We start from the raw sequence: 14111 nt of genomic DNA on the forward strand, positions 1-14111 counted from the left end.
TGGCTGTTTTACGCGTATGACAGGATACGGAGGACGGTTGTGGCGCACGTCTTCGGTGAACGCACTCTGGCCACACTGGAGCGTCTTCTGAGCCTGCTGCCGGCCTTTGAGGTCGTGGTATGGATGACGGATGGCTGGCCGCTGTATGAATCACGCCTGAAGGGAAAGCTGCACGTTATCAGCAAGCGTTACACTCAGCGCATTGAGCGACATAATCTGAATCTGAGACAACATCTGGCAAGGCTGGGACGGAAGTCACTGTCGTTCTCAAAATCGGTGGAGCTGCATGACAAGGTCATCGGGCATTATCTGAACATAAAACACTATCAGTAAGTTGGAGTCATTACCGAGATTGAGTAGATATTCTTGTTCAGAATGTATCAGCCGATGGTTCTACGATTCTTAAGCCACGAAGAGTTCAGAAAGTGTAACGGCGTGTCTGCAAAAGCCAGCATCTTTTGACTATCTGGCAACCGGTAGTGTGTTCTCTCACGCATCATAAAAGCAGCAGGCATAAAAAAACCCGCTTGCGCGGGCTTTTTCACAAAGCTTCAGCAAATTGGCGATTAAGCCAGTTTGTTGATCTGTGCAGTCAGGTTAGCCTTATGACGTGCAGCTTTGTTTTTGTGGATCAGACCTTTAGCAGCCTGACGGTCCACGATCGGTTGCATTTCGTTAAATGCTTTCTGTGCAGCAGCTTTGTCGCCAGCTTCGATAGCTGCGTATACTTTCTTGATGAAAGTACGCATCATAGAGCGACGGCTTGCGTTGTGCTTACGAGCCTTTTCAGACTGAATGGCGCGCTTCTTAGCTGATTTGATATTAGCCAAGGTCCAACTCCCAAATGTGTTCTATATGGACAATTCAAAGGCCGAGGAATATGCCCTTTTAGCCTTCTTTTGTCAATGGATTTGTGCAAATAAGCGCCGTTAATGTGCCGGCACTCGTTACGTAGTGATGGCGCAGGATTCTACCAGCTTGCGGGGTGTGAATACAGCTTTTCCGCGATAAAAATTGCAGCAGGCGGTCACTTTCTTCCCGTGATTTGCGCCATGGCAATGAAAAGCCACTTCTTTCTGATTTCGGTACTCAATCGCCGGTTAACCTTGACCGCTGTACAAGGTATACTCGGACGATTTTCACTGTTTTGAGCCAGACATGAAGCTGATACGCGGCATACATAATCTCAGCCAGGCCCCGCAAGAAGGGTGTGTGCTGACTATTGGTAATTTCGACGGCGTGCATCGCGGTCATCGCGCGCTGTTACAGGGCTTGCAGGAAGAAGGGCGCAAGCGCAACTTACCGGTGATGGTGATGCTTTTTGAACCTCAACCACTGGAACTGTTTGCTACCGATAAAGCCCCGGCAAGACTGACCCGGCTGCGGGAAAAACTGCGTTACCTTGCAGAGTGTGGCGTTGATTACGTGCTGTGCGTGCGTTTCGACAGGCGTTTCGCGGCGTTAACCGCGCAAAATTTCATCAGCGATCTTCTGGTGAAGCATTTGCGCGTAAAATTTCTTGCCGTAGGGGATGATTTCCGCTTTGGCGCTGGTCGTGAAGGCGATTTCTTGTTATTACAGAAAGCTGGCATGGAATACGGCTTCGATATCACTAGTACGCAAACTTTTTGCGAAGGTGGCGTGCGTATTAGCAGCACCGCTGTGCGTCAGGCGCTGGCGGATGACAATCTGGCTCTGGCAGAAAGTTTACTGGGGCACCCGTTTGCCATCTCCGGGCGTGTAGTCCACGGTGATGAATTAGGGCGCACTATAGGTTTCCCGACGGCGAATGTACCGCTACGCCGTCAGGTTTCCCCGGTGAAAGGGGTTTATGTGGTAGAAGTGCTGGGCCTCGGTGAAAAGCCGTTACCCGGCGTGGCAAACATCGGAACACGCCCAACGGTTGCCGGTATTCGCCAGCAGCTGGAAGTGCATTTGTTAGATGTTGCAATGGACCTTTACGGTCGCCATATACAAGTAGTGCTGCGTAAAAAAATACGCAATGAGCAGCGATTTGCGTCGCTGGACGAACTGAAAGCGCAGATTGCGCGTGATGAATTAACCGCCCGCGAATTTTTTGGGCTAACAAAACCGGCTTAAGCCTGTTATGTAATCAAACCGAAACACGGAACCGAGAATCTGATGAGTGACTATAAATCAACCCTGAATTTGCCGGAAACAGGGTTCCCGATGCGTGGCGATCTCGCCAAGCGCGAACCGGGAATGCTGGCGCGTTGGACTGATGATGATCTGTACGGCATCATCCGTGCGGCTAAAAAAGGCAAAAAAACCTTCATTCTGCATGATGGCCCTCCTTATGCGAATGGCAGCATTCATATTGGTCACTCGGTTAACAAGATTCTGAAAGACATTATCGTGAAGTCCAAAGGGCTTTCCGGTTATGACTCGCCGTATGTGCCTGGCTGGGACTGCACGGTCTGCCGATCGAGCTGAAAGTAGAGCAAGAATACGGTAAGCCGGGTGAGAAATTCACCGCCGCCGAGTTCCGCGCCAAGTGCCGCGAATACGCGCGACCCAGGTTGACGGTCAACGCAAAGACTTTATCCGTCTGGGCGTGCTGGGCGACTGGTCGCACCCGTACCTGACCATGGACTTCAAAACTGAAGCCAACATCATCCGCGCGCTGGGCAAAATCATCGGCAACGGTCACCTGCACAAAGGCGCGAAGCCGGTACACTGGTGCGTTGACTGCCGTTCTGCGCTGGCGGAAGCGGAAGTTGAGTATTACGACAAAACTTCTCCGTCCATCGACGTTGCTTTTCAGGCGGTCGATCAGGATGCACTGAAAGCAAAATTTGCCGTAAGCAACGTTAACGGCCCAATCTCGCTGGTGATCTGGACCACTACGCCGTGGACTCTGCCTGCGAACCGCGCAATCTCTATTGCACCTGATTTCGACTATGCGCTGGTGCAGATCGACGGTCAGGCCGTGATTCTGGCGAAAGATCTGGTTGAAAGCGTAATGCAGCGTATCGGCGTGACCGATTACACCATTCTCGGCACGGTAAAAGGTGCGGAGCTTGAGTTGCTGCGCTTTACCCATCCGTTTATGGGCTTCGACGTTCCGGCAATCCTCGGCGATCACGTTACCCTGGATGCCGGTACCGGTGCCGTTCACACCGCGCCTGGCCACGGCCCGGACGACTATGTGATCGGTCAGAAATACGGCCTGGAAACCGCTAACCCGGTTGGCCCGGACGGCACTTATCTGCCGGGCACTTATCCGACGCTGGATGGCGTGAACGTCTTCAAAGCGAACGACATCGTCGTTGCGCTGCTGCAGGAAAAAGGCGCGCTGCTGCACGTTGAGAAAATGCAGCACAGCTATCCGTGCTGCTGGCGTCACAAAACGCCGATCATCTTCCGCGCGACGCCGCAGTGGTTCGTCAGCATGGATCAGAAAGGTCTGCGTGCGCAGTCACTGAAAGAGATCAAAGGCGTGCAGTGGATCCCGGACTGGGGCCAGGCGCGTATCGAGTCGATGGTTGCTAACCGTCCTGACTGGTGTATCTCCCGTCAGCGCACCTGGGGCGTACCGATGTCACTGTTCGTGCACAAAGACACGGAAGAGCTGCATCCGCGTACTCTCGAACTAATGGAAGAAGTGGCAAAACGCGTTGAAGTTGACGGCATCCAGGCGTGGTGGGATCTTGATGCGAAAGAGATCCTCGGCGATGAAGCTGATCAGTACGTGAAAGTGCCGGACACATTGGATGTATGGTTTGACTCCGGATCTACCCACTTTTCTGTTGTTGACGTGCGTCCGGAATTTGCCGGTCACGCAGCGGACATGTATCTGGAAGGTTCTGACCAGCACCGTGGTTGGTTCATGTCTTCCCTAATGATCTCCACCGCGATGAAAGGCAAAGCGCCGTATCGTCAGGTACTGACCCACGGCTTTACCGTGGATGGTCAGGGCCGCAAGATGTCTAAATCCATCGGCAATACCGTTTCGCCGCAGGATGTGATGAACAAACTGGGCGCGGATATTCTGCGTCTGTGGGTGGCATCAACCGACTACACCGGTGAAATGGCCGTTTCTGACGAGATCCTGAAACGTGCTGCCGATAGCTATCGTCGTATCCGTAACACCGCGCGCTTCCTGCTGGCAAACCTGAACGGTTTTGATCCAGCAAAAGATATGGTGAAACCGGAAGAGATGGTGGTACTGGATCGCTGGGCCGTAGGTTGTGCGAAAGCGGCACAGGAAGACATCCTCAAGGCGTACGAAGCATACGATTTCCACGAAGTGGTACAGCGTCTGATGCGCTTCTGCTCCGTTGAGATGGGTTCCTTCTACCTCGACATCATCAAAGACCGTCAGTACACCGCCAAAGCGGACAGTGTGGCGCGTCGTAGCTGCCAGACTGCGCTGTATCACATCGCAGAAGCGCTGGTGCGCTGGATGGCACCAATCCTCTCCTTCACCGCTGATGAAGTGTGGGGCTACCTGCCGGGCGAACGTGAAAAATACGTCTTCACCGGTGAGTGGTACGAAGGCCTGTTTGGCCTGGCAGACAGCGAAGCGATGAACGATGCGTTCTGGGACGAGCTGTTGAAAGTGCGTGGCGAAGTGAACAAAGTCATTGAGCAAGCGCGTGCCGACAAGAAAGTGGGGGGCTCGCTGGAAGCGGCAGTAACCTTGTATGCAGAACCGGAACTGGCGGCGAAACTGACCGCGCTGGGCGATGAATTACGATTTGTCCTGTTGACCTCCGGCGCTACCGTTGCAGACTATCACGACGCACCTGCTGATGCTCAGCAGAGCGAAGTACTCAAAGGGCTGAAAGTCGCGTTGAGTAAAGCCGAAGGTGAGAAGTGCCCACGCTGCTGGCACTACACCCAGGATGTCGGCAAGGTGGCGGAACACGCAGAAATCTGCGGCCGCTGTGTCAGCAACGTCGCCGGTGACGGTGAAAAACGTAAGTTTGCCTGATGAGTCAATCGATCTGTTCAACAGGGCTACGCTGGCTGTGGCTGGTGGTAGTCGTGCTGATTATCGATCTGGGCAGCAAATACCTGATCCTCCAGAACTTTGCTCTGGGGGATACGGTCCCGCTGTTCCCGTCGCTTAATCTGCATTATGCGCGTAACTATGGCGCGGCGTTTAGTTTCCTTGCCGATAGCGGCGGCTGGCAGCGTTGGTTCTTTGCCGGTATTGCGATTGGTATTAGCGTGATCCTGGCAGTGATGATGTATCGCTCGAAGGCCACGCAGAAGCTAAACAATATCGCTTACGCGCTGATTATTGGCGGCGCGCTGGGCAACCTGTTCGACCGCCTGTGGCACGGCTTCGTTGTCGATATGATCGACTTCTACGTCGGCGACTGGCACTTCGCCACCTTCAACCTTGCCGATACTGCCATCTGTGTCGGTGCGGCACTGATTGTGCTGGAAGGTTTTTTGCCTTCTAGAGCGAAAAAACAATAATAAACCCTGCCGGATAAGGCGTTTACGCCGCATCCGGCAAAAATCCTCAAATATAAGAGCAAACCTGCATGTCTGAATCTGTACAGAGCAATAGCGCCGTCCTGGTGCACTTCACGCTAAAACTCGACGATGGCACCACCGCCGAGTCTACCCGCAACAACGGTAAACCGGCGCTGTTCCGCCTGGGTGATGCTTCTCTTTCTGAAGGGCTGGAGCAACACCTGTTGGGGCTGAAAGTGGGCGATAAAACCACCTTCTCGTTGGAGCCAGATGCGGCGTTTGGCGTGCCGTCACCGGACCTGATTCAGTACTTCTCCCGCCGTGAATTTATGGATGCAGGCGAGCCAGAAATTGGCGCAATCATGCTTTTTACCGCAATGGATGGCAGTGAGATGCCTGGCGTGATCCGCGAAATTAACGGCGACTCCATTACCGTTGATTTCAACCATCCTCTGGCCGGGCAGACCGTTCATTTTGATATTGAAGTGCTGGAAATCGATCCGGCATTGGAGGCGTAACATGCAGATCCTGTTGGCCAACCCGCGTGGTTTTTGTGCCGGGGTAGACCGCGCTATCAGCATTGTTGAAAACGCGCTGGCCATTTACGGCGCACCGATATATGTCCGTCACGAAGTGGTACATAACCGCTATGTGGTCGATAGCTTGCGTGAGCGTGGGGCTATCTTTATTGAGCAGATTAGCGAAGTACCGGACGGCGCGATCCTGATTTTCTCCGCACACGGTGTTTCTCAGGCGGTACGTAACGAAGCAAAAAGTCGCGATTTGACGGTATTTGACGCGACCTGTCCGCTGGTGACCAAAGTGCATATGGAAGTCGCCCGCGCCAGTCGCCGTGGCGAAGAATCTATTCTCATCGGTCACGCCGGGCACCCGGAAGTGGAAGGGACAATGGGCCAGTACAGTAACCCGGAAGGGGGAATGTATCTGGTCGAATCGCCGGACGATGTGTGGAAACTGACGGTCAAAAACGAAGAGAAGCTCTCCTTTATGACCCAGACCACGCTGTCGGTGGATGACACGTCTGATGTGATCGACGCGCTGCGTAAACGCTTCCCGAAAATTGTCGGTCCGCGCAAAGATGACATCTGCTACGCCACGACTAACCGTCAGGAAGCGGTACGCGCCCTGGCAGAACAGGCGGAAGTTGTGTTGGTGGTCGGTTCGAAAAACTCCTCCAACTCCAACCGTCTGGCGGAGCTGGCCCAGCGTATGGGCAAACGCGCGTTTTTGATTGACGATGCGAAAGACATCCAGGAAGAGTGGGTGAAAGAGGTTAAATGCGTCGGCGTGACTGCGGGCGCATCGGCTCCGGATATTCTGGTGCAGAATGTGGTGGCACGTTTGCAGCAGCTGGGCGGTGGTGAAGCCATTCCGCTGGAAGGCCGTGAAGAAAACATTGTTTTCGAAGTGCCGAAAGAGCTGCGTGTCGATATTCGTGAAGTCGATTAAGTCATTAGCAGCCTAAGTTATGCGAAAATGCCGGTCTTGTTACCGGCATTTTTTATGGAGAAAACATGCATTTACCTATCTTCCTCGATACTGACCCCGGCATTGACGATGCCGTCGCCATTGCCGCCGCGATTTTTGCACCCGAACTCGACCTGCAACTGATGACCACCGTCGCGGGTAATGTCTCGGTTGAGAAAACCACCCGCAACGCCCTGCAACTGCTGCATTTCTGGAATGCGGAGATTCCGCTCGCCCAGGGAGCCGCTGTGCCGCTGGTACGCGCACCGCGTGATGCGGCATCTGTGCACGGCGAATCGGGAATGGCTGGCTACGACTTTGTTGAGCACAACCGAAAGCCGCTCGGGATACCAGCGTTTCTGGCGATTCGGGATGCCCTGATGCGTGCACCAGAGCCCGTTACCCTGGTGGCCATCGGCCCGTTAACCAATATTGCGCTGTTACTTTCACAATGCCCGGAATGTAAACCGTATATTCGTCGTCTGGTGATCATGGGCGGTTCTGCTGGTCGCGGCAACTGCACACCAAACGCCGAGTTTAATATCGCTGCCGATCCAGAAGCGGCTGCCTGTGTCTTCCGTAGCGGCATCGAAATCGTCATGAGCGGTCTGGATGTCACCAATCAGGCAATATTAACCCCTGACTATCTCGCTACTTTGCCGGAGTTGAATCGCACCGGAAAAATGCTCCACGCCCTGTTTAGCCACTACCGTAGCGGCAGTATGCAAAGTGGACTGCGTATGCACGATCTTTGCGCTATTGCCTGGCTGGTGCGCCCGGAATTGTTCACTCTCAAACCGTGTTTTGTGGCAGTGGAAACTCAGGGCGAATTTACCTCAGGCACGACGGTGGTTGATATCGACGGTTGCCTGGGCAAACCAGCCAATGTAAAGGTGGCATTGGATCTGGATGTGAAAGGCTTCCAGCAGTGGGTGGCTGAGGTGCTGGCTCTGGCGTCGTAACCTGTCACATGTTATCGGCATGCAGTCATTCATCGACTCATGCCTTTCACTGATATCCCTCCCTGTTTATCATTAATTTCTAATTATCAGCGTTTTTGGCTGGCGGCGTAGCGATGCGCTGGTTACTCTGAAAACGGTCTATGCAAATTAACAAAAGAGAATAGCTATGCATGATGCAAACATCCGCGTTGCCATCGCGGGAGCCGGGGGGCGTATGGGCCGCCAGTTGATTCAGGCGGCGCTGGCATTAGAAGGCGTGCAGCTGGGCGCGGCGCTGGAGCGCGAAGGATCTTCTTTACTGGGCAGCGACGCCGGTGAGCTGGCTGGTGCAGGGAAAACAGGCGTTACCGTGCAAAGCAGCCTCGATGCGGTAAAAGATGATTTTGATGTGTTTATCGATTTTACCCGTCCGGAAGGTACGCTGAACCATCTCGCTTTTTGTCGCCAGCATGGCAAAGGGATGGTGATCGGCACTACGGGGTTTGACGAAGCCGGTAAACAGGCGATTCGTGACGCTGCCGCCGATATTGCGATTGTCTTTGCCGCCAATTTTAGCGTTGGCGTTAACGTCATGCTTAAGCTGCTGGAGAAAGCAGCCAAAGTGATGGGTGACTACACCGATATCGAAATTATTGAAGCACATCATAGACATAAAGTTGATGCGCCGTCAGGCACCGCACTGGCAATGGGAGAGGCGATCGCCCACGCCCTTGATAAAGATCTGAAAGATTGCGCGGTCTACAGTCGTGAAAGCCACACCGGTGAACGTGTGCCTGGCACCATTGGTTTTGCCACCGTGCGTGCAGGTGACATCGTTGGCGAACATACCGCGATGTTTGCCGATATTGGCGAGCGTCTGGAGATCACCCATAAGGCGTCCAGCCGCATGACATTTGCTAACGGCGCGGTAAGATCGGCTTTGTGGTTGAGTGGTAAGGAAAGTGGTCTTTTTGATATGCGAGATGTGCTTGATCTCAATAGTTTGTAACCACAAAATATTTGTTATGGTGCAAAAATAACACATTTAATTTATTGATTATAAAGGGCTTTAATTTTGGCCCTTTTATTTTTAGTGTTATGTTTTTAAATTGTCTATAAGTGCCAAAAATTACATGTTTTGTCTTCTGTTTTTGTTGTTTTAATGTAAAATTTGACCATTTGGTCCACTTTTCCCTGCTCCCTTTTATTTCATGCAATCTTCTTGCTGTGCAAGCGTTTTCCAGAACAGGTTATATGATCTTTTTGTCGCTTAATGCCTGTAAAACATGCATGAGCCACAAAATAATATAAAAAATCCCGCCATTAAGTTGACTTTTAGCGCCCATATCTCCAGAATGCCGCCGTTTGCCAGAAATTCGTCGGTAAGCAGATTTGCATTGATTTACGTCATCATTGTGAATTAATATGCAAATAAAGTGAGTGAATATTCTCTGGAGGGTGTTTTGATTAAGTCAGCGCTATTGGTTCTGGAAGACGGAACCCAGTTTCACGGTCGGGCCATAGGGGCAACAGGTTCGGCGGTTGGGGAAGTCGTTTTCAATACTTCAATGACCGGTTATCAAGAAATCCTCACTGATCCTTCCTATTCTCGTCAAATCGTTACTCTTACTTATCCCCATATTGGCAATGTCGGCACTAATGACGCCGATGAAGAATCTTCTCAGGTACATGCACAAGGTCTGGTGATTCGCGACCTGCCGCTGATTGCCAGCAACTTCCGTAATACCGAAGACCTCTCTTCTTACCTGAAGCGCCATAACATCGTGGCGATTGCCGATATCGATACCCGTAAGCTGACGCGTTTACTGCGCAAGAAAGGCGCACAGAATGGCTGCATTATCGCAGGCGATAACCCGGATGCGGCGTTGGCGTTAGAAAAAGCCCGCGCGTTCCCAGGTCTGAATGGCATGGATCTGGCAAAAGAAGTGACCACCGCAGAAGCCTATAGCTGGACACAAGGGAGCTGGACGTTGACCGGCGGCCTGCCAGAAGCGAAAAAAGAAGACGAGCTGCCGTTCCACGTCGTGGCTTATGATTTTGGTGCCAAGCGCAACATCCTGCGGATGCTGGTGGATAGAGGCTGTCGCCTGACCATCGTTCCGGCGCAAACTTCTGCGGAAGATGTGCTGAAAATGAATCCAGACGGCATCTTCCTCTCCAACGGTCCTGGCGACCCGGCCCCGTGCGATTACGCCATTACCGCCATCCAGAAATTCCTCGAAACCGATATTCCGGTATTCGGCATCTGCCTCGGTCATCAGCTGCTGGCGCTGGCGAGCGGTGCGAAGACTGTCAAAATGAAATTTGGTCACCACGGCGGCAACCATCCGGTTAAAGATGTGGAGAAAAACGTGGTGATGATCACCGCCCAGAACCACGGTTTTGCGGTGGATGAAGCAACATTACCTGCAAACCTGCGTGTCACGCATAAATCCCTGTTCGACGGTACGTTACAGGGCATTCATCGCACTGATAAACCGGCGTTCAGCTTCCAGGGTCACCCGGAAGCCAGCCCTGGGCCACACGACGCAGCGCCGTTGTTCGACCACTTTATCGAGTTAATTGAGCAGTACCGTAAAACCGCTAAGTAATCAGGAGTAAAAGAGCCATGCCAAAACGTACAGATATAAAAAGTATCCTGATTCTGGGTGCGGGCCCGATTGTTATCGGTCAGGCGTGTGAGTTTGACTACTCTGGCGCGCAAGCATGTAAAGCCCTGCGCGAAGAGGGTTACCGCGTCATTCTGGTGAACTCCAACCCGGCGACCATCATGACCGACCCGGAAATGGCCGATGCGACCTACATCGAGCCGATTCACTGGGAAGTAGTACGCAAGATTATTGAAAAAGAGCGCCCGGACGCGGTGCTGCCAACGATGGGCGGTCAGACGGCGCTGAACTGCGCTCTGGAGCTGGAGCGTCAGGGCGTGTTGGAAGAGTTCGGCGTGACTATGATTGGTGCGACCGCCGATGCGATTGATAAAGCAGAAGACCGCCGTCGTTTCGACGTAGCGATGAAGAAAATTGGTCTGGAAACCGCGCGTTCCGGTATCGCACACACGATGGAAGAAGCGCTGGCGGTTGCCGCTGACGTGGGCTTCCCGTGCATTATTCGCCCATCCTTTACCATGGGCGGTAGCGGCGGCGGTATCGCTTATAACCGCGAAGAGTTTGAAGAAATTTGCGCCCGCGGTCTGGATCTCTCCCCAACCAAAGAGCTGCTGATTGATGAGTCGCTGATCGGCTGGAAAGAGTACGAGATGGAAGTGGTGCGTGATAAAAACGACAACTGCATCATCGTCTGCTCTATCGAAAACTTTGATGCGATGGGCATCCATACCGGTGACTCCATCACTGTCGCGCCAGCCCAAACGCTGACCGACAAAGAATATCAAATCATGCGTAACGCCTCGATGGCGGTGCTGCGTGAAATCGGCGTTGAAACCGGTGGTTCCAATGTCCAGTTTGCGGTGAACCCGAAAAACGGTCGCCTGATTGTTATCGAAATGAACCCACGCGTGTCCCGTTCTTCGGCGCTGGCGTCGAAAGCGACCGGTTTCCCGATTGCTAAAGTGGCGGCGAAACTGGCGGTGGGTTACACCCTCGACGAACTGATGAACGACATCACTGGCGGACGTACTCCGGCCTCCTTCGAGCCGTCCATCGACTATGTGGTTACTAAAATTCCTCGCTTCAACTTCGAAAAATTCGCTGGTGCTAACGACCGTCTGACCACTCAGATGAAATCGGTTGGCGAAGTGATGGCGATTGGTCGCACGCAGCAGGAATCCCTGCAAAAAGCGCTGCGCGGCCTGGAAGTCGGTGCGACTGGATTCGACCCGAAAGTGAGCCTCGATGACCCGGAAGCGTTAACCAAAATCCGTCGCGAACTGAAAGATGCTGGCGCAGAGCGTATCTGGTACATCGCCGATGCCTTCCGTGCGGGCCTGTCTGTGGACGGCGTGTTCAACCTGACCAATATTGACCGCTGGTTCCTGGTACAGATTGAAGAACTGGTGCGTCTGGAAGAGAAAGTAGCGGAAGTGGGCATCACTGGCCTGAACGCTGAATTCCTGCGCCAGCTGAAACGCAAAGGCTTTGCCGATGCGCGTCTGGCAAAACTGGCGGGCGTGCGCGAAGCGGAAATCCGCAAGCTGCGCGACCAGTATGACCTGCACCCGGTTTATAAGCGCGTGGATACCTGTGCGGCAGAGTTCGCCACCGACACCGCTTACATGTACTCCACTTATGAAGAAGAGTGCGAAGCGAATCCGTCTACCGACCGTGAAAAAATCATGGTTCTCGGCGGCGGCCCGAACCGTATCGGTCAGGGTATCGAATTCGACTACTGCTGTGTACACGCCTCGCTGGCGCTGCGCGAAGACGGTTACGAAACCATTATGGTTAACTGTAACCCGGAAACCGTCTCCACCGACTACGACACTTCCGATCGCCTCTACTTCGAGCCGGTAACTCTGGAAGATGTGCTGGAAATCGTGCGTATTGAGAAGCCGAAAGGCGTTATCGTTCAGTACGGCGGTCAGACCCCGCTGAAACTGGCGCGCGCGCTGGAAGCTGCTGGCGTACCGGTTATCGGCACCAGCCCGGATGCTATCGACCGTGCAGAAGACCGTGAACGCTTCCAGCATGCGGTTGAGCGTCTGAAACTGAAACAACCGGCGAACGCCACCGTTACCGCTATTGAAATGGCGGTAGAGAAGGCGAAAGAGATTGGCTACCCGCTGGTGGTACGTCCGTCTTACGTTCTCGGCGGTCGGGCGATGGAAATCGTCTATGACGAAGCTGACCTGCGTCGCTACTTCCAGACGGCGGTCAGCGTGTCTAACGATGCGCCAGTGTTGCTGGATCACTTCCTTGATGACGCGGTAGAAGTTGACGTGGATGCCATCTGCGACGGCGAAATGGTGCTGATTGGCGGCATCATGGAGCACATCGAGCAGGCGGGCGTGCACTCCGGTGACTCCGCATGTTCTCTGCCAGCCTACACCTTAAGTCAGGAAATTCAGGATGTGATGCGCCAGCAGGTGCAGAAACTGGCCTTCGAATTGCAGGTGCGCGGTCTGATGAACGTGCAGTTTGCGGTGAAAAACAACGAAGTCTACCTGATTGAAGTTAACCCGCGTGCGGCGCGTACCGTTCCGTTCGTCTCCAAAGCCACCGGCGTACCGCTGGCAAAAGTGGCGGCGCGTGTGATGGCTGGCAAATCGCTGGCTGAGCAGGGCGTAACCAAAGAAGTTATCCCGCCGTACTACTCGGTGAAAGAAGTGGTGCTGCCGTTCAATAAATTCCCGGGTGTTGACCCGCTGTTAGGGCCAGAAATGCGCTCCACCGGGGAAGTGATGGGCGTGGGCCGCACCTTCGCTGAAGCGTTTGCCAAAGCGCAGCTGGGCAGCAACTCCACCATGAAGAAACACGGTCGTGCGTTGCTTTCCGTGCGCGAAGGCGATAAAGAACGCGTGGTGGACCTGGCGGCAAAACTGCTGAAACAGGGCTTCGAGCTGGATGCGACCCACGGCACGGCGATTGTGCTGGGCGAAGCGGGCATTAATCCGCGTCTGGTGAACAAGGTGCATGAAGGCCGTCCGCACATTCAGGACCGCATCAAGAATGGCGAATATACCTACATCATCAACACCACTTCAGGCCGTCGCGCGATTGAAGACTCCCGCGTGATCCGTCGCAGTGCGCTGCAATATAAAGTGCATTATGACACCACCCTGAACGGTGGTTTCGCTACCGCGATGGCGCTGAATGCCGACGCGACCGAAAAAGTAATTTCGGTGCAGGAAATGCACGCGCAGATCAAATAATAGCGTGTCATGGCGGATATTTTTCATCCGCTAATTTGATCGAATAAGTAATACGGTTCTCTGATGAGGACCTTTTTTTTGCCCATTAAGTAAATCTTTTGGGGGGTAATGACTCCAACTTACTGATAGTGTTTTATGTTCAGATAATGCCCGATGACCTTGTCATGCAGCTCCACCGATTTTGAGAACGACAGTGACTTCCGTCCCAGCCTTGCCAGATGTTGTCTCAGATTCAGATTATGTCGCTCAATGCGCTGAGTGTAACGCTTGCTGATAACGTGCAGCTTTCCCTTCAGGCGTGATTCATACAGCGGCCAGCCATCCGTCATCCATACCACGACCTCAAAGGCCGACAGCAGGCTCAGAAGACGCTCCAGTGT

General features: G+C 53.4%; 12 protein-coding genes and 2 pseudogenes. 12 read left to right on the top strand and 2 right to left on the bottom strand.

The genetic code is table 11. From position 1 onward, the window contains the following. Positions 1-333 (top strand): annotated as a pseudogene (locus BHE85_RS00680) (IS1-like element IS1X2 family transposase); the annotation flags it as partial. Between the two features lie 233 nt (positions 334-566). Here the strand turns inward: BHE85_RS00680 and rpsT are convergent. Further along, the gene (gene rpsT / locus BHE85_RS00685; protein ID WP_001274021.1) at positions 567-830 is read right to left on the bottom strand and encodes a 30S ribosomal protein S20; all 264 of its coding nucleotides are present in this window, start codon (positions 828-830) and stop codon (positions 567-569) included. Positions 831-932: 102 nt separating this feature from the next. Between rpsT and BHE85_RS00690 the strand changes: the two genes are divergently transcribed. The 11 genes and pseudogenes from BHE85_RS00690 (at position 933) to carB (ending at position 13731) form a co-directional block, all read left to right on the top strand. Then, positions 933-1151, top strand: a complete 219-nt coding sequence (locus BHE85_RS00690; RefSeq protein WP_001295417.1) for a DUF2575 family protein — start codon at positions 933-935, stop codon at positions 1149-1151. Positions 1152-1158: 7 nt separating this feature from the next. After that, positions 1159-2100: a bifunctional riboflavin kinase/FAD synthetase gene (gene ribF, locus BHE85_RS00695; RefSeq protein WP_000767332.1), complete on the top strand. Its 942-nt coding sequence runs from the start codon at positions 1159-1161 to the stop codon at positions 2098-2100. Positions 2101-2223: 123 nt separating this feature from the next. Beyond that, positions 2224-4609, top strand: a pseudogene (ileS, locus tag BHE85_RS00700) (isoleucine--tRNA ligase); the annotation flags it as partial. A gap of 24 nt (positions 4610-4633) precedes the next feature. Then, entirely contained in the window at positions 4634-4957 is a 324-nt protein-coding gene (locus BHE85_RS28175) for a zinc finger domain-containing protein (RefSeq protein ID WP_242412312.1), read from the top strand. Further along, the gene (lspA, locus tag BHE85_RS00705) at positions 4957-5451 is read left to right on the top strand and encodes a signal peptidase II (protein ID WP_000083372.1); all 495 of its coding nucleotides are present in this window, start codon (positions 4957-4959) and stop codon (positions 5449-5451) included. The genes BHE85_RS28175 and lspA overlap by 1 nt, the downstream gene beginning before the upstream one ends. A 68-nt stretch (positions 5452-5519) precedes the next feature. After that, positions 5520-5969 (top strand): FKBP-type peptidyl-prolyl cis-trans isomerase, encoded by a 450-nt coding sequence (gene fkpB, locus BHE85_RS00710; RefSeq protein WP_000004655.1) that lies wholly within the window; start codon positions 5520-5522, stop codon positions 5967-5969. A gap of 1 nt (position 5970) precedes the next feature. Continuing rightward, positions 5971-6921 carry a 4-hydroxy-3-methylbut-2-enyl diphosphate reductase gene (ispH, locus tag BHE85_RS00715; RefSeq protein ID WP_001166395.1) on the top strand — a complete coding sequence of 317 codons (951 nt, stop codon included), beginning with the start codon at positions 5971-5973 and terminating at the stop codon, positions 6919-6921. A 65-nt stretch (positions 6922-6986) separates the two neighbouring features. Beyond that, the gene (gene rihC, locus BHE85_RS00720; RefSeq protein ID WP_000550596.1) at positions 6987-7901 is read left to right on the top strand and encodes a ribonucleoside hydrolase RihC; all 915 of its coding nucleotides are present in this window, start codon (positions 6987-6989) and stop codon (positions 7899-7901) included. A gap of 166 nt (positions 7902-8067) precedes the next feature. Continuing rightward, a complete protein-coding gene (gene dapB / locus BHE85_RS00725) occupies positions 8068-8889 on the top strand; it encodes a 4-hydroxy-tetrahydrodipicolinate reductase (protein WP_000543610.1) in 822 nt (273 codons plus the stop codon). A 454-nt stretch (positions 8890-9343) separates the two neighbouring features. Continuing rightward, entirely contained in the window at positions 9344-10492 is a 1149-nt protein-coding gene (gene carA, locus BHE85_RS00735) for a glutamine-hydrolyzing carbamoyl-phosphate synthase small subunit (protein WP_128832462.1), read from the top strand. A 17-nt stretch (positions 10493-10509) separates the two neighbouring features. Then, a complete protein-coding gene (gene carB / locus BHE85_RS00740) occupies positions 10510-13731 on the top strand; it encodes a carbamoyl-phosphate synthase large subunit (protein ID WP_001126376.1) in 3222 nt (1073 codons plus the stop codon). 119 nt (positions 13732-13850) lie between these two features. Here carB and BHE85_RS00745 read toward each other — a convergent pair. Next, positions 13851-14111 (bottom strand): IS1 family transposase (locus BHE85_RS00745; RefSeq protein WP_000317683.1); only part of this gene is annotated, 261 nt, incomplete at its 5' end.

The organism is Shigella sp. FC1567 (genome assembly GCF_001743015.1).
Lineage (GTDB): Bacteria > Pseudomonadota > Gammaproteobacteria > Enterobacterales > Enterobacteriaceae > Escherichia > Escherichia coli.